The 14610-nt window shown below is 66.8% G+C and carries 13 protein-coding genes; 9 read left to right on the forward strand and 4 right to left on the reverse strand.

Annotated elements, in window-relative coordinates; all coding sequences use genetic code 11:
- Window positions 1–6: 6 nt before the first annotated feature.
- From AC04MI_RS01225 to AC04MI_RS01250, 6 genes are all read left to right on the forward strand, one after another.
- Window positions 7–1062, forward strand: a complete 1056-nt coding sequence (locus AC04MI_RS01225; protein WP_436075977.1) for a helix-turn-helix domain-containing protein — start codon at window positions 7–9, stop codon at window positions 1060–1062.
- 125 nt (window positions 1063–1187) lie between these two features.
- A complete protein-coding gene (locus tag AC04MI_RS01230; protein ID WP_476496933.1) occupies window positions 1188–3020 on the forward strand; it encodes an IPT/TIG domain-containing protein in 1833 nt (610 codons plus the stop codon).
- A gap of 563 nt (window positions 3021–3583) precedes the next feature.
- Window positions 3584–4762 carry an MFS transporter gene (locus AC04MI_RS01235; RefSeq protein WP_436075979.1) on the forward strand — a complete coding sequence of 393 codons (1179 nt, stop codon included), beginning with the start codon at window positions 3584–3586 and terminating at the stop codon, window positions 4760–4762.
- 126 nt (window positions 4763–4888) lie between these two features.
- Window positions 4889–5443, forward strand: a complete 555-nt coding sequence (gene ssb, locus AC04MI_RS01240) for a single-stranded DNA-binding protein (protein ID WP_056056677.1) — start codon at window positions 4889–4891, stop codon at window positions 5441–5443.
- Window positions 5444–5825: 382 nt separating this feature from the next.
- The gene (locus AC04MI_RS01245) at window positions 5826–6401 is read left to right on the forward strand and encodes a hypothetical protein (protein ID WP_436076729.1); all 576 of its coding nucleotides are present in this window, start codon (window positions 5826–5828) and stop codon (window positions 6399–6401) included.
- Window positions 6402–6505: 104 nt separating this feature from the next.
- A complete protein-coding gene (locus AC04MI_RS01250) occupies window positions 6506–7219 on the forward strand; it encodes a Bax inhibitor-1/YccA family protein (protein ID WP_436076728.1) in 714 nt (237 codons plus the stop codon).
- A 136-nt stretch (window positions 7220–7355) separates the two neighbouring features.
- On the opposite strand, the gene mnmA is transcribed toward AC04MI_RS01250, so the two are convergent.
- Window positions 7356–8525: a tRNA 2-thiouridine(34) synthase MnmA gene (gene mnmA / locus AC04MI_RS01255; RefSeq protein WP_436076727.1), complete on the reverse strand. Its 1170-nt coding sequence runs from the start codon at window positions 8523–8525 to the stop codon at window positions 7356–7358.
- Window positions 8522–9463 (reverse strand): LysR family transcriptional regulator, encoded by a 942-nt coding sequence (locus AC04MI_RS01260; RefSeq protein ID WP_056056686.1) that lies wholly within the window; start codon window positions 9461–9463, stop codon window positions 8522–8524. The genes mnmA and AC04MI_RS01260 overlap by 4 nt, the downstream gene beginning before the upstream one ends.
- A 190-nt stretch (window positions 9464–9653) precedes the next feature.
- On the opposite strand from AC04MI_RS01260, the gene AC04MI_RS01265 reads away from it, so the two are divergent.
- From AC04MI_RS01265 to AC04MI_RS01275, 3 genes are all read left to right on the forward strand, one after another.
- Window positions 9654–10745: a 4-oxalomesaconate tautomerase gene (locus AC04MI_RS01265; protein ID WP_436076726.1), complete on the forward strand. Its 1092-nt coding sequence runs from the start codon at window positions 9654–9656 to the stop codon at window positions 10743–10745.
- 78 nt (window positions 10746–10823) lie between these two features.
- Complete coding sequence (locus AC04MI_RS01270; protein ID WP_288852158.1) at window positions 10824–11822, forward strand: Bug family tripartite tricarboxylate transporter substrate binding protein; 999 nt, start codon at window positions 10824–10826, stop codon at window positions 11820–11822.
- 94 nt (window positions 11823–11916) lie between these two features.
- The gene (locus AC04MI_RS01275) at window positions 11917–12981 is read left to right on the forward strand and encodes a porin (protein ID WP_436076725.1); all 1065 of its coding nucleotides are present in this window, start codon (window positions 11917–11919) and stop codon (window positions 12979–12981) included.
- A 3-nt stretch (window positions 12982–12984) separates the two neighbouring features.
- On the opposite strand, the gene AC04MI_RS01280 is transcribed toward AC04MI_RS01275, so the two are convergent.
- Together AC04MI_RS01280 and AC04MI_RS01285 are read right to left on the reverse strand one after the other, a co-directional pair.
- On the reverse strand, window positions 12985–13818 hold the full coding sequence (locus AC04MI_RS01280) for an SDR family NAD(P)-dependent oxidoreductase (RefSeq protein ID WP_436076724.1): 834 nt from the start codon (window positions 13816–13818) through the stop codon (window positions 12985–12987).
- Window positions 13815–14609 carry a citryl-CoA lyase gene (locus AC04MI_RS01285; protein WP_436076723.1) on the reverse strand — a complete coding sequence of 265 codons (795 nt, stop codon included), beginning with the start codon at window positions 14607–14609 and terminating at the stop codon, window positions 13815–13817. The genes AC04MI_RS01280 and AC04MI_RS01285 overlap by 4 nt, the downstream gene beginning before the upstream one ends.
- Window position 14610 lies beyond the last annotated feature (1 nt).

The raw sequence follows: 14610 nt of genomic DNA on the forward strand, positions 1-14610 counted from the left end.
ACTGCGATGCCATCCACCGGACCGTTGCCTTCCACCGTCTTCGCTACCGACCAGCTGGTGGGTGATGAGCGCTTCGAAGCCTGGCGCTGCAGCATCTCGGTGATCTTCGATGTGGCTCCCGTGGGGCACGAGCCTCCCAAGGACTTCCAGGCCTCAGTCACCGCCCGCCACCTGGGTGCGCTCTTGGTGGGAGACCTGAACTTCGGGCGCCAGCAGTTCTCACGCGGTTCGCCCCGCGTAGCGCGCGACGGTGTGGACCACTACCTGGTGCAGTGGTACCGCAGCGGTGGCTTTGTCGGCCAGCATGATGACGGCGTGGACATGGAGGTGCGCCCGGGCGACATCACCGTGTTCGACCTGGGGCGCACGCAACGCACCTATGCCCAGCCCTCGCATGTGCTGTCGCTAGTGGTGCCGCGCGAGATCGCCGCCGAGTCTTTCGGCGGGCGCGACGCTGACCTTCATGGCACGGTGCTGCGGCAGGGTACGGCCCTGGGCGGACTGCTCAGCGACTATCTTCAGTCTCTGCATCAACGCCTGCCGGACGTGACGCTCGCAGAGGCCCCAGCCGTTGTGCAAGCCACCACCCAGATGCTGGCCGCGTGCCTACGGCCAAACCGCCACACCCATGCCCAGGCGCGGGCCGAGCTGCAGGGGGTGACGCTGGAACGCATCCAGCGACACATCTTGCAGAACCTGGCAGCGCCGCTGCGCCCAGAGCTGCTGTGCCAACACTTCGGTATTTCGCGCAGCCTGCTGTACCGCCTGTTCGAGCCGCTGGGCGGTGTGGCGCACTATGTACAGCAGCGTCGGCTGCTGCGCGCCTTCCATGCGCTGGCCAGCCCGGCCAATCGCCGTCTGCGGGTGGCCGAGGTCGCCACGCGCAGCGGCTTCTCCAGCGAGGCACATTTCAGCCGGACCTTCCGTGCGGCATTCGGCCTTACGCCCAGCGATGTGAGGGCCATGGCGGGCGGCGCCTTGGCCGCCGCAGCAGGTACTGCCAGCCAGGCAGCCCCCTCCACAGTCGAATACGCGAACTGGGTGCGCACTCTGCAGGTGTAACCCTGCGCCCGGCGCCTGCATGCCGCCGAAACAGCCGGTCAAAAACGTTGAGACGCACAGTCAAGCCGAAGTGACGGCCACGCCTAGCATGGGTCACCGCCTGTTCCCCCCTTGCGCACTCCCCCATGCAATTCATCCGCAAACTGGCTGCAGCCGTGCTCGCTACCGTGCTGTGCAGCCCGCAGCTGGCCTGTGCTCAACCCACCGTCACCAGTTTTGCGCCCACCGAGGGCCTGACCATGGGCTGGACCCGGGTGGTCTTTACTGGCACCAACCTGAGCAGCACCTCGGCCGTTCGCTTTGACGGCGTGGATGCCACCAACCTCATCGTCGACGGCAGCGGCACCCGCGTCACGGCCACCACGCCTGCCCATGCCCGTGGCACCGTCGCAGTGGAACTAATCACCGCCCTGGGCACGGCGGCGGCAGGCAGCTACACCTATGTGCCCCAGCCCAACATCACGAACTTGGGCCCCGGCGAAGGTTCAATGCTCGGCGGCACCGAGGTCACCATCACCGGCAGCGGGTTCACCGGGGCGACGACGGTGCTGTTCGGGAGCAAGCCCGCCACCCGCTTCACCGTGGACAGCGACACGCAGATCATCGCTGTCGCGCCGCCCCAGCCGGCAGGCCTTACGGTGATGTTCGAGATCTCCACGCCCATCGCCCATATGCCGCACCCCATGGGCTATTTCACCTACACCGTGCCGCCTGAATTGCGGCCCACCGTCACCAGCGTGGCACCGCGCTGGAATCCCCCTGCGGGCGGGGTGCCGGTGGTACTGACCGGCACCAATCTCACAGGGACCACGGCGGTGCGCTTTGCTGGTCAGTCCGCCCTCTCCTTCACTGTAGACAATGCCACGCAGGTGACCGCCATTCCGCCCCCGGCGCCGTTGCAATCGGCAGGCGTGGAAGTCACAACCGGCCTTGGCACGGCCCAGGGATTCTTCCTGTATGCCTCGGCGCCAGCGCTGGCCAGTGCCAGCCCCACCACCGGGCCCACCACGGGCGGCACCCCTGTAACGCTGCGTGGCAGCGGGCTGCTGAGTACGACGCGCGTGAGCTTCGGCGGCGTGGCCGCCAGCAGTTTCAATGTAGTGGACGACACCCGCATCGATGTGCTCACCCCGTCTCATGCGGCAGGTAATGCCACCGTGCAGGTGGTGGCGGAGAGCGGCACGGCCGTACTGAGCGGCGCGGTCTTCGCCTTCGTCTCTCCGCCCGCCGACGGCGCCTGTGGTGCGGCAGACGGGCAGGAGCGCATCACCCCACCCACGGCCGGCCTGTGCAGCGCAGGTGCAGCAGGCAGCGTGGCCGCGGCCTCAGGGGCTTTTGCCTGGACCTGCGCGGGCCAGAACGGTGGGGCCGACTCGCGCCAATGCAGCGCGCCCTGGCCCCTGTCCGCTGTCGGAGGGTTGCGCACATCGCTCGCGCTGCCTGACCCAGCCGCCAACCAGGGATGGGGCCTGGACACAGCAGTCCTCGACGCCGCGCTACCCGCACCATTGCCTGGCGGCGCAAGTACGCAGCACCGGGCATTGCGCCTGGTGCTCAGCGGCGGCAGCGCAGGCTCCAGTGCCCAATTCACCGTGCACTACAGCGAGCCCGTTCCGGCCGGTGCGGTGTACCTCAAATACGGCCCCAGCCCCCAGGGCCTGAACTGCAACGGAGCGGCCTGCGCCCAGCCCCACTGGTATGCGCTGCCCGGCAGCACGGCGGTGTTCGCCCCCGACCGCCGTAGCGTGACGCTAACGTTGACCGACGGTGGCCTTGGCGATAGCGACGCCGTGCCCGGCCACATCACCGACCCCGGGTTGCCCGTGCTGCTGGCGGGAGCGGGTGGGGGGACAGGGCCAGTCTCCGTACCCGCACTGGGGCCCTGGGCGCTGACTGTGTTGACGCTGGCGCTGCCTCTGTGGGTGGGATTGGGGCGCAAAACAAATCAAAAAAGATAGCTACCGATGCAATACAGGTCAGCACTGCAGGCGATTTTTGGTATTTCTTCGACAGGCATGCCACAGTGCGCAGGGCAGCTCCACCGACGTGCCACCGCGCCCTCACGGCACTTGCTTTGGGCAGGAGCGGCCCTGTGCACAGCCCTCTCAGCCAAGGCCGGTACCGAAGCCCTGCCCTTACCTACGCCGCACGAAACCACTGCCGTGGCCCTGCTGTGCACCGCAGACGTCACAGCGGCCCAGGAGCTCCAATCCGCGGCACCAGCGCCTCGGGCCCCTCATGGCGCCACCTCCCACGACGGCTCCCACGTTCCCACCCCCGTGGACAACCCCTGGGCACTGGGCCTGCTGGCCGCACTCGCCGCACGGATACTGTGGATGGATCGGCATTCCAAGCAGGATTCCGGCTGAAAGTCAGGGCCACAGGGCCGGCTGCAATGGGCCGTCAGGGCCAATGCGCGAAAATCTCGCTTTTGCTTACCGGACCTTAGCGCACCACCGTGCCGGATTATTCCTCCCTGACAGCCGCAGCTGCCCCGCAGCACTCTGCACCCGCCACCCCCATGACCGCGCTGGAGCGTCGCTCCAGCGTCAGCCTGGCCCTCATTTTTGCGCTGCGCATGCTGGGCCTGTTCCTGGTGCTGCCCGTGTTTGCCCTGGAGGCACGCAAGTACCCTGGCGGCGACGACCCTGCACTGGTGGGTCTGGCCATGGGCATCTATGGCCTGACGCAGGCAGTCCTGCAGCTGCCGCTGGGCATCGCTTCCGACCGCTTCGGGCGCAAGCGGGTGATCGTGCTCGGCCTGCTCGTCTTCGCAGGCGGCAGTCTGATGGCCGCGCTGGCGGATTCTCTGACCGGACTGCTGCTGGGCCGGGCGCTGCAGGGCGCGGGGGCTGTGTCGGCAGCCGTGACCGCGCTGCTGGCCGACCAGACACGCGACAGCGTGCGCACCAAGGCGATGGCGCTGGTGGGCGGCAGCATCGGGCTGATGTTTGCTGTGGCGCTGGTGGCTGCACCGATGTTGGCTGCCCATATCGGCCTGGCGGGGCTGTTTGGCCTGACCTGTGCCCTGGCCCTGGCCGGTGTGGCCGTGGTGGTGTGGTGGGTGCCGCCCGAGCCTGCGCTGCACCGGAACGCCCCCCGGGGCCGCCTGGCCGATGTGTGGGGACACCCTGACCTGCTGCGCCTGAACCTCGGCGTGTTTGTGCTGCACACCGTGCAACTGTCCATGTGGGTGGCCGTGCCCGCGATGCTGGTACAGGCAGGACTCACCAAAGACCACCACTGGCAGGTGTACCTGCCCGCCGTGGTGCTGTCGTTTGCCGCCATGGGCGGACTGTTTGCGCTGGAGCGTGCGGGCCGACTGCGCGCAGCCCTGCTCGGAGCCATTGCCCTGGTGCTGGTGGTGCAGGCGGGGCTGGGCCTGCTGGCGGCCAGCGGTGTGCCGGCCACGCTGTGGGTGCTAGGGCCTTTGCTGTTCGTCTTTTTCTGCGGATTCAATGCGCTGGAGGCCAGCCAGCCCAGTCTGGTGTCGCGCATGGCGCCAGCACATCTGCGCGGCGCGGCGCTGGGCAGTTACAACACCCTGCAGTCGCTGGGCCTGTTTGCGGGCGGTGCGTTGGGTGGTGCGCTGGTCAAGTGGGCGGGCGCTCCGGGCCTGTTTGCTGTGACCACGGCGCTCACCGCCCTGTGGCTGGTGCTGACCTGGCCGCTGCGGCCCGTGGGGCGTGGCGGGCACTGAACCACCAAGCCGTGCCACGCCGTCAGGGCTTCCATTGCCCCCCGGTTGCGGCACAATGGAGCGTTTGGCGCCTGGAATCTCTCTCCAAATCCGGCGCTTTTATCCCTTAAAGGCAAAGACAGCACCATGGCATCCGTAAACAAAGTCATCATCGTCGGCAACCTGGGCCGCGACCCTGAAATGCGCACCTTCCCCAGCGGCGATCAGGTGGCCAACGTGACGATTGCCACCACCGACAAGTGGAAAGACAAGCAGTCTGGCGAAATGAAGGAAGCCACCGAGTGGCACCGCGTGGTCTTCAACGGCCGCCTCGCCGAAATCGCCGGCCAGTACCTGCGCAAAGGCTCGCAGGTGTATGTGGAAGGCAGCCTGCGCACCCGCAAGTGGACCGACCAGAGCGGAGTTGAAAAGTACAGCACCGAAATCCGCGCCGACCAGATGCAGATGCTGGGCAGCCGCCAGGGCATGGGCGGTGGCGGACAGGGCGGCGGACAGCAAGGCGGTGGATACGACGACGGTTACGGTGGCGACCAGGGTGGCTACGACCAGGCCCCGCGCCGTGCAGCGCCAGCGCCGCGCCCCATGGCCGCCCCCGCTCAGCGCCCTGCACCCGCTCCCGTGGCACAGGCACCGCGCGCGGCCTCCGGATTTGACGACATGGACGACGACATTCCGTTCTGACAGCTTCTGGCACCGGACTCAGTCCCCAGCCCGCACCCGCAAGGTGTGGGCTTTTTTTTGCCTGTGCGCAAGGCATGCCCGACCCCACGGAAAACGTCGCCTGTGGGCGTCAAAACGTAGCAACTCGCAACAGGAGGTGCTGGGGCCCTCCCGACTCACAAGCGCCAGCGCGGCCATGGAGTGATGGCTTTTACAACGGCGCTTACGGGCGCCGCGTCTCAGTTTTGTCCAGTTCGGCACCACCGCGACAAACCAACAATTCCTTACATTCGATACGGAAATATCAAAGATCATCGCGGTCTGGCTCGCCAAAGAGGTGCAAAACCCGGCGGCCAGCAGTTACCAAAATCAATATTCCAAACTGAAAAGAGAGAGGGTTGTGATGCCAGGGTTCGTCCGCAAGATTTTGATATTTATCACTGGCTACGCGTGGCTCCTGCTGCTTGCGGGCCCGGGGCTCATCGGGCTGTCGGTGTACAGCGGCTGGAAGGCGGAAGACGGCCACGCCTACGTGGCGCGCGAAAGCCTGCAGACCGTGTCCGGTACCGTGACGCAGGCCTCTGAAGTCACCGTCAAGCGCAAGCGTCGTACGACCAAGAAGTACTACGAAATCACGGTCCAGCCCGACACCGCTGGTGCCGAGGCGCGCAAGCTGCGCATCGACCACAGCACACCGCAGCAGCTGGTGGGCAACCTGATCGACGAAAAAGTCACCGCCTTGGTCGATGGCAGCGACAGCGACCTGGTCTATGAAGTATCGGCAGACGGCGCGACCGTCATCAGCTACGACACCACCAAACAGCGGCTGCAGGCCGAAGCGGCCTCCTCCGCGCAGTCCTTCAGCGGTGCAGGCACCTGGATCTTTGCCATTTTGCTCACGCTGGTTGGAGCGGCAGGCGTGTGGTCCAACCGCAAGCTGCGGGCCGCCGACGAAGCACACCAGCTGGCCGCCGCCTGACGGCCATACCCTATAAAAAGAGAGAGGGAGGGAGGGGCAGCGCCCGGGGCGCGCTCCTCCCATCGTTTGCGCCAACCTGCGCGCTCACTAGGGAGGACCACACCATGAACCCCAACGCACTTTCGCCACAAACCCCTGCGGGCGCTCCGATGGAGCGGCGCGATTTCATCGTCTCCACCTACAAGCACCTGGGCGTGGCCATTCTGGCCTTTGTCGTGCTGTCGGCGGTGCTGATGGTGAGCGGACTTTCCACCGCCGCGGCCAAGATGCTCATGGCCAGCGGCAGCAAATTCCTGTGGCTGGGGGTCGTGGGCGCTTTCATGCTCGTGGGCTGGCTGGCATCGCATCTGGCCGACAACTCGGACAACCCTCAGACACAGCTGATGGGCCTGGGCCTCTACGTGCTGGCCGAAGGGCTCATCTTTGCCCCGATGTTCGGCATTGCCCAGCTTTTGGTGCCCGGCGCCATCGGCGCTGCCGCCTTCATCACGCTGCTGCTGGTGGCGGCGCTCACCTGGACGGCGTTCAGCAGCAAGACCGACTTTTCGTTCCTGGGCGGCATCCTGAAGGTGGCGGGCCTGGTGGCACTGGGCACCATCATCGCGGGCGCCATCTTCGGCTTCAAGCTGGGCATCTGGTTCTCAGGGCTCATGGTGCTGTTTGCGGGCGCCTGCGTGCTGTACGACACCTCGCGCATCATCCACGACTACCCTGCAGACCGCCCCGCCGGCGCAGCGCTGCACCTGTTCGCATCGATTGCGCTCATGCTCTGGTACGTGCTGCGCATCCTGATCAGCCTGGCCACGAACGACGACTGACACGCCAGGGCACCGCACCACAAAAAAGCCGGAGCGATCACCGCCCCGGCTTTTTTGCATCTGGAAAGAGAGTTTCAAGACAAATCAGGTGCAAGCGCTAGATTCCATTGCCCTGACAGCTATCAATTTTGAAGCATCAACGGGCCATGGCTGGCTGCACCGCCGGCGCATGGCCGGTGGGCTGCGGCAGCCCCTCCACGGCAGCAATCACGCCACCGCCCAGGCAGACATCACCGTCGTACAGCACCGCGCTCTGCCCGGGCGTCACGGCCCATTGGGCGTCCGGAAACTGCAGCGCAAAGCCATCGGGCACGGTCTCCAGCGCGCACGCTGCGTCCTGCTGGCGGTAGCGCGTCTTGGCAGCGTAGGCACCGGGCGCCGGGGCCTGCCCAGCGCACCAGCTCACATCATGCGCCACCAGGCGGTGCGACAACAGCCAGGGGTGGTCGTGACCTTGCACCACCCGCAGCGTGTTTTTCTCCAGGTCCTTGCGGGCCACGAACCAGGGCTCGTGCGCGCCGCCACCGCGCTGGGCGCCTTTTTCCTTCACGCCCCCAATGCCCAGGCCCTGGCGCTGGCCCAGCGTGTAGAAACTCAGGCCCACATGCTGGCCCAGCTTGCGTCCCCGGTCGTCCAGAATGGGCCCGGGCGCATGGCTGATGTAGCGGTTCAGAAACTCGCGGAAGGGCCGCTCACCAATGAAGCAGATACCGGTGGAATCCTTCTTCTTGGCGTTCGGCAGGCCGATCTCCTCGGCAATGCGGCGCACTTCGGTCTTGTGCAACTCACCCACGGGGAAAAGGGTCTTGGACAGCTGCGCCTGGTTCAGGCGGTGCAGAAAGTAGCTCTGGTCCTTGCTCGGGTCCAGGCCCTTGAGCAATTCATGCAGGCCCGTGGCCGGGTTGTGCCGCACGCGGGCATAGTGGCCGGTGGCGATCTTCTCCGCACCCAGGCGCATCGCGTGGTCCAGGAAGGCCTTGAACTTGATCTCGGCGTTGCACAGCACATCGGGGTTGGGTGTGCGGCCGGCCTGGTACTCGCGCAGGAACTCGGCAAACACCCGGTCCTTGTAGTCGGCCGCGAAGTTCACATGCTCGATCTCGATGCCGATCACATCGGCCACAGCGGCGGCATCCACGAAGTCGATGTTGGACGAGCAGTACTCGCTGTCGTCATCGTCTTCCCAGTTTTTCATGAAGATGCCGACCACCTCATGGCCCTGCTTTTTGAGCAGGTAGGCGGTCACGGCCGAGTCCACGCCGCCGGAAAGGCCGACGACAACGCGCTGTTTGGTAGGGGAAGTCATTGCCCCGATTGTATTTTTGATGCCGCCGGAGCACTGCGCGGGCGCGCAGAACGCGTAGCCACCAGCAGGTCATACAGCTGCTGCGCGGCAGGCGACAGGGTTTTTCCCCGGCGCTTGATCAGCCCCATCTGCCGCGTGACGATGGGCTCCACCAGCGGAATACTGACCAGCGTGGGGTGGTCCTTGCCCGGCATGGCCAGGCTGGGCACGGCCGCCACGCCCAGGCCCGCCTCCACCAGGCCGAGCAGCGTAGTCACGTGCTTGGCCTCGTACAGGCACTGCGGCCGATCGGGCACGTTGGCCAGCGCCAGGTCCATCAGCAGGCGGTTGCCCGACGTCTTGCCCACCGACATGAAGTCGTGTTGCCCGAGCTCGGCCCAGCTCACCTTCTTGCGCCGCGCCAGCACATGGTCGCGCCGGCAGGCGGCCACAAAACGCTCGGCCAGCACGGGCTTGAACTCGATCTCGGCCTCCTGGCTGCCGATGAAGTTCAGGCCGAAGTCCGCATCGCCCTGCGCCACGGCCACCAGCACCTCGTTGGCGCTGGCGTCGTGCACCTTGACGCGGATTTTCGGAAACCGCTCGTGGTAGCGCTTGACCACCTGCGGCAGGAAGTAATACACGGCCGAGGGCACGCAGGCAATCGTGACCTCGCCCATGCGCCGCGCGGCCACATCGCCCAGACCCATGAGCATGCCGTCCAGGTCGTCCAGCCACACGCGGGTCTTGCGCGCAAAGTCGCGCCCTACGGCCGTGAGCGTGACGCGGCGCGTGGTGCGGTCGAGCAGGCGCACACCCAGGGCTTCTTCGAGCTTGTCGATGCGGCGGCTGAAAGCGGGCTGCGACAGGTGGATGGCCTCGGCGGCCGCACGAAAGCTCTGCAGCTCGGCCACGGCCGCAAAGGCCTGGATGTCGGCAAGGTCGAATTTGTTGTTCATCGCGGCGTCCTTCCAGTGCGCTTCGGGGTGTTTTCAGCGTTGCAAGCCGTGCATCAAACGATCAGAACATTGCAATTCACGGCCGTGATTGGAGCATGTACAAGCCGCGTTAATCTATTGCACAGCATGCATCAATCGTTGCCAACAATGCAATTCACAGATCATCGAAGGCGTCGCACCATGCCGACCCATGAGCACCAACATTCCTTGCGTTCTGATGCGTGGCGGCACTTCCCGGGGGCCGTTCTTCCTGGCCGACTGGCTGCCGCGCGACCCCGAAGCCCGCGACCGCACGCTGATTGCGGCCCTGGGATCGCCCCATGAGCTGCAGATCGACGGCCTTGGCGGCGGCAACTCGCTGACCAGCAAGGTCGCCATCGTCTCGCGCTCCACGCAGCCCGACTGCGATGTGGACTACCTGTTTGCCCAGGTCAGCGTGCAGGAGGCCCGCGTGGACACACGCCCCAACTGCGGCAACATGCTGGCCGGTGTGGGGCCCTTTGCCATCGAGCAGGGGCTGGTCCCAGCAGACCGCGAAGGCCAGACCACCACCGTGCGGGTCTACAACGTCAACACCCGCTCCCGCATCGACGTGCAGGTGTGCACGGCGGGCGGCCAGGTGCACTACGACGGCGATGTGCGCATCGACGGCGTGCAGGGCACGGCAGCCCCCGTGCTGATGAACTTCCTGGACGCCTGGGGCGCCGTCACCGGGCAGATCTTTCCCACCGGCCAGCGCATCGACACCATCCAGGGCCTGCAGGTCACCTGCATCGACGCGGCGCAGGTAATGGTGCTGGTGCGCGCCGCCGACCTGGGCCTGCGCGGCGACGAGACACCTTCCGAGCTGGACGCCAACACCGCCTTGCTCACCCGCATCGAGGCCCTGCGCCTCGAAGCAGGCCAGCGCATGGGCATGGGCGATGTGACACACAGCGTGCTGCCCAAGCCGGTGATCGTGTCGCCGGGCACATCACCAGGCAGCGTGGTGTCGCGCTACTTCACCCCCCACCAGTGCCACCGCTCGCATGCCGTCACGGGCGCGATTGGCGTGGCGGCGGCCTCGGTACTGCCGGGCACCGTGGCCACCGACGAACGGCATGCACCCGCCGCCGGGCTGCGCCGCGTGGAAGTGCAGCACCCGGCAGGCCGCATCCAGGTGGAGGTGGAGCTCAGCGAGGTGGATGGCCAGTTCAAGCTGGTGCAGGCCGCGCTGGTACGCACCGCCCGAAAGATTCTGGAAGGCACGCTGTTCGTGCCCGAAAGCGCCCCCGCCCACTGAGCGCTCTTCAGGGCGCCGCTTGCGCAGCGCCCGCCCAACGATTTCGACGATTCCAACCATTACGACAGGAGACAAACCATGCCCCGTTCCATTCACTCCACCACGCGCCGCACGGCGCTGGCCACGGCTGCGCTGGCGCTTGCGTCCAGCGCCTTCTGGGCCGCCGGCACCGCCCATGCGGCCTATCCCGACAAGCCCATCACGCTGGTCGTGCCCACCGCCGCCGGGGGTGGCAACGACGGCATGGCGCGTGTGGTGGCCATCAAGCTCTCCACCCTGCTGGGCCAGCAGGTCATCGTGGAGAACAAGGCCGGGGCCAATGGCGCCATTGCGGCCGAATACGTGGCCCGTGCGGCACCCGACGGGCACACCATCTTGTTCGGCTACATCGGCACCCACGGCATGAGCCCCGCACTGCAGAAGCTGCGCTACGACCCCATCACGCAGTTCGAGCCCATCGGTATGGTGAGCTATTCGCCCACGCTGATGGTGGTGAATCCCAAGGTGCCCGCCAAGACCGTGAGCGAGCTGGTGGCGCTGAGCAAGGCCAAGCCCCACGACTTCAACTACGCATCGGCCGGCAACGGCACGGCCCCACATTTCTCGGCGGAAATCTTCAAGCTCGAAAGTGGCGCCCAGATGGCCCATGTGCCCTACCGGGGCGCTGCACCCGCCATGAACGACACCATGGCCGGGCAGACGCAGGTGATGTTTCCCAGCCTGTTCTCGGCCTACCCGCACGTGAAGGGCGGCAAGCTGCGCGCCCTGGCGCTGGCCGGGCCCAAGCGCTCGTCGCTGCTGCCCGATGTGCCCACGCTGGAGGAGGCAGGCATCAAGGGTGTGGAGATCACCCAGTGGTACGCCCTGTTCGCGCCCGGCAAGACGCCCCGCCCGGTGATCGACCTGCTCAACAAGACCTTGAACACCGCCCTGGCCGACAAGGACGTGGTGCGCCGCATCGAGGAGCAAGGCGCGGTGGTGGACACCAGCACGCCCGAGCAACTGGCCCTGACGGTGAAGCAGGAACTCGCCAAGTGGAAGGGTGTGGTGGTCAAGGCCCAGCTCACACCCGATTGAGCCCCTGCGAAGAAGGCTCTGGGAAATAGAGGGAGAGGGGCGCCACCGCCCCTCAGCGGCACACATGCCCGCATTTCAACAAGAGGAGACAACCATGAAAACGAAGATGGCAGCGGCCTGCGCTGCATTGGTCGGCCACTGCGCGATGGCACAAGGCACTGATGTGACACTGTACGGCGTGGTAGACCTGGGCCTGCGCAACGGCAGCGGCCTCACCGCATCCAACGCGCCCACGGCCGGCTCCAGTCGCAGCCTGGGCAGTGGCATCCACACCACCAGCCGATGGGGCCTGAGGGGCAGTGAAGACCTGGGCGGCGGCGCCAAGGCACTGTTCAACCTGGAGAGCGGCCTCAACGCCGACACGGGTGCCCCGGCCAACGCCACCAAATACTTCGACCGCGCATCCTGGGTGGGCCTGCAGGGCAGCTGGGGCACGCTGGCCCTGGGCCGCCAGACCACGACGCTGGCCGATGCCATCTCGCCCGTGGATCCGCTGGCCATGCGCTTTGCCAGCTTCAACCCCAACATCGGCGTGACGGCGCTGAGCCAGCATGGACTGGGCATCGAGTACGGCAGCGCAGGCGCCAATTCGGGCTCGTACCGGCTGGACAATTCACTGAAGTACACGGGCCGTTTCGGCGGCTTCACCGCACGTGCCATGTGGGGCGTTGGCGAGGTCGCGTCGCAGGCCTCGGCCCTGTCGTCACGCGGTGTGGGCCTGGCCTGGGCTGCGGATGGCTTCGTGGTGTCCGGCGCTTATCAGAGCTTCAACGACGCCAACAATCGATCACTCGACGGCACCACCCTGGGCGCTGCGTACCAGTGGGGCAGCGTGCGCCTGGCCGCCAATGCGGGCCGCAACAAGGCCGAGACAGCCGCAGGCCGGTTCACCGTGCAGCGGGTGTTGTCCGCCGGCGGCACCTGGGCCGCCACCCCGTGGGTCGACCTCACAGCGGCCTACTACAAGGTGGACCGCTCGCGCACCGGCGCCGCCGACGACGGCTACGGCCGCCTGGTGGCGTTTGCCGAATACAAGCTCTCGCGCCGCACCAAGGTGTATGCCGAGCTGGACAGCACCCGCTGGCGCAACGGCTTCCAGGGCGCGGCGAACAAGGCCACGGCCACCGGCATCTCGGCCGGTGTGGTGCACACGTTCTGAGTCTTAAACAAACTTGCCGGTGATGCCCCCGTCCACCACCAGCTCGGTGCCGGTCACGTAGGCAGCTGCATCGCTGGCGAGGAAGGCGCAGGCATGGGCCACGTCCCAGGCCGTGCCCATGCGGCCCATGGGCACTTGGCGGGCGCGCGCGGCGCGGGCCTCGTCGAGGCTGGTGTCCGAGAACATCTTCGCCACCGTGGTGGCAATGCGCGGCGTGTCGATGAGACCTGGCACCACCGTGTTGGCGCGCACGCCCTGGCCCGCGTACTGCTGGGCCACCATGCGCGTGAAGTGCGTGACGGCCGCCTTGGTCACGCCATAGGCCAGGTGCGGGTAGCCGAGGTAGCGCATGCCCGCGATGGACGAGATCGCAATGATGGAACCACGCCCGCGCTCCACCATGGCGGGCAGCACCTGCTGGCAGGCCAGCAGCAGGCTGTTCACATTGACGGAATGGATGCGGTCGAAGTCTTCAACGCTCGTCTCCAGCGGGCCGCCGGTTTTGCCGATGCCCACGTTGTGGTGCAGCACGTCGATGGCGCCACCAAAGCGCTCGCGCGCCTCGGCAAACAGGCGCTGCACATCGGCCGCATCCGCCACGTCGCCCACCAGCGTGGTGGCCGTGCCGCCCTGGGCGTGGATGAGCGCCGTGGTCTCTTCGGCCGAGGCCGCGTCGCGGTCCACCACGCACACGCTGGCACCCAGGCGCGCGTAGGTCACGCAGGCGGCGCGGCCAATGCTCCAGCCCGGGCCGGCAGAACCGCCCCCGGCCACGAACACCACGCGGCCCGACAAATCGAGCGGCAGGGCGGGAGGATGGCCTGGCTGCGCGCTCATGCGTCCGTGCCCTGGCCGACACTGCCGCCGACGAAGGGAATGGCGTGCTCCACCGTGTCCCAGATGAAGCGGCCCGAGGGGCTTTGCTGCTCTTCCACGATGTGCGCCACCAACCCGGCCGCGCGCGAGATCACCGCAAAGCCGCGCATCACGGCCGTGGGCACGCCGATCTCGCCCAGCAGCGCGGCCACTGCGCCCGTGGCGTTGATGGTGATGGGGCGGCCTGCGACCTCATCCACGGCCTTGGACAGCGTCTCCAGCGCGCGGATCTTGTCGCCCTGCAGCTCGGGCTCGGCGCGGCCCATCTCCAGCAGTTTGTAGGCGCGCGGGTCCACGGGCTTGTGCAGGTGGTGGCCAAAGCCGGGCACGGGGGATTTGAGGCCCTTGTAGTGGCGCGCGATGGCCAGCGCTTCCGCCGCAGGATCCTGCGCCGCTGCAATGCGGTCGAGCAGGCCCGAGCAGTTCTCCATGGTGCCCACGAAGGAGCTGCCCACGGCCAGCAGGCCCGCGCTCACAGCGCCTTGCAGGTTCTCAGGCGCGCTCATGTAGATGAGCCGCGTGGCAATAGCGCTGGGCGTGAGGCCGTGCTCCATGAGCACGATGAGCACCACGTCGGTGATGCGCAGGTCCACGCCGCGCGGGGTGCGGCCCAGGATCTGCATGAGCATCACCTCGGTGAAGGTCTTCTTCCCCATCAAGTCCTCGACCAGGTCCGCATCGCGGTAATGCAGGCTGGTGAGGGTGTGGGTGCACAGGCGGGTGACGGGGGTCTTGGAAGCAGGGTGGGTCATG

This window comes from Acidovorax sp. LjRoot204, assembly GCF_056175785.1.

What these genes read in the sequence shown, in the direction of transcription:
- AC04MI_RS01275 (WP_436076725.1), top strand. Translation starts at nt 11,917, where the DNA reads ATGAAAACGAAGATGGCAGCGGCCTGCGCTGCATTGGTCGGCCACTGC.
- AC04MI_RS01280 (WP_436076724.1), bottom strand. Translation starts at nt 13,818, where the DNA reads ATGAGCGCGCAGCCAGGCCATCCTCCCGCCCTGCCGCTCGATTTGTCG.
- mnmA (WP_436076727.1), bottom strand. Translation starts at nt 8,525, where the DNA reads ATGACTTCCCCTACCAAACAGCGCGTTGTCGTCGGCCTTTCCGGCGGC.
- AC04MI_RS01250 (WP_436076728.1), top strand. Translation starts at nt 6,506, where the DNA reads ATGAACCCCAACGCACTTTCGCCACAAACCCCTGCGGGCGCTCCGATG.
- AC04MI_RS01225 (WP_436075977.1), top strand. Translation starts at nt 7, where the DNA reads ATGCCATCCACCGGACCGTTGCCTTCCACCGTCTTCGCTACCGACCAG.
- AC04MI_RS01245 (WP_436076729.1), top strand. Translation starts at nt 5,826, where the DNA reads ATGCCAGGGTTCGTCCGCAAGATTTTGATATTTATCACTGGCTACGCG.
- AC04MI_RS01265 (WP_436076726.1), top strand. Translation starts at nt 9,654, where the DNA reads ATGAGCACCAACATTCCTTGCGTTCTGATGCGTGGCGGCACTTCCCGG.
- AC04MI_RS01260 (WP_056056686.1), bottom strand. Translation starts at nt 9,463, where the DNA reads ATGAACAACAAATTCGACCTTGCCGACATCCAGGCCTTTGCGGCCGTG.
- AC04MI_RS01285 (WP_436076723.1), bottom strand. Translation starts at nt 14,609, where the DNA reads ATGACCCACCCTGCTTCCAAGACCCCCGTCACCCGCCTGTGCACCCAC.
- AC04MI_RS01270 (WP_288852158.1), top strand. Translation starts at nt 10,824, where the DNA reads ATGCCCCGTTCCATTCACTCCACCACGCGCCGCACGGCGCTGGCCACG.
- AC04MI_RS01230 (WP_476496933.1), top strand. Translation starts at nt 1,188, where the DNA reads ATGCAATTCATCCGCAAACTGGCTGCAGCCGTGCTCGCTACCGTGCTG.
- ssb (WP_056056677.1), top strand. Translation starts at nt 4,889, where the DNA reads ATGGCATCCGTAAACAAAGTCATCATCGTCGGCAACCTGGGCCGCGAC.
- AC04MI_RS01235 (WP_436075979.1), top strand. Translation starts at nt 3,584, where the DNA reads ATGACCGCGCTGGAGCGTCGCTCCAGCGTCAGCCTGGCCCTCATTTTT.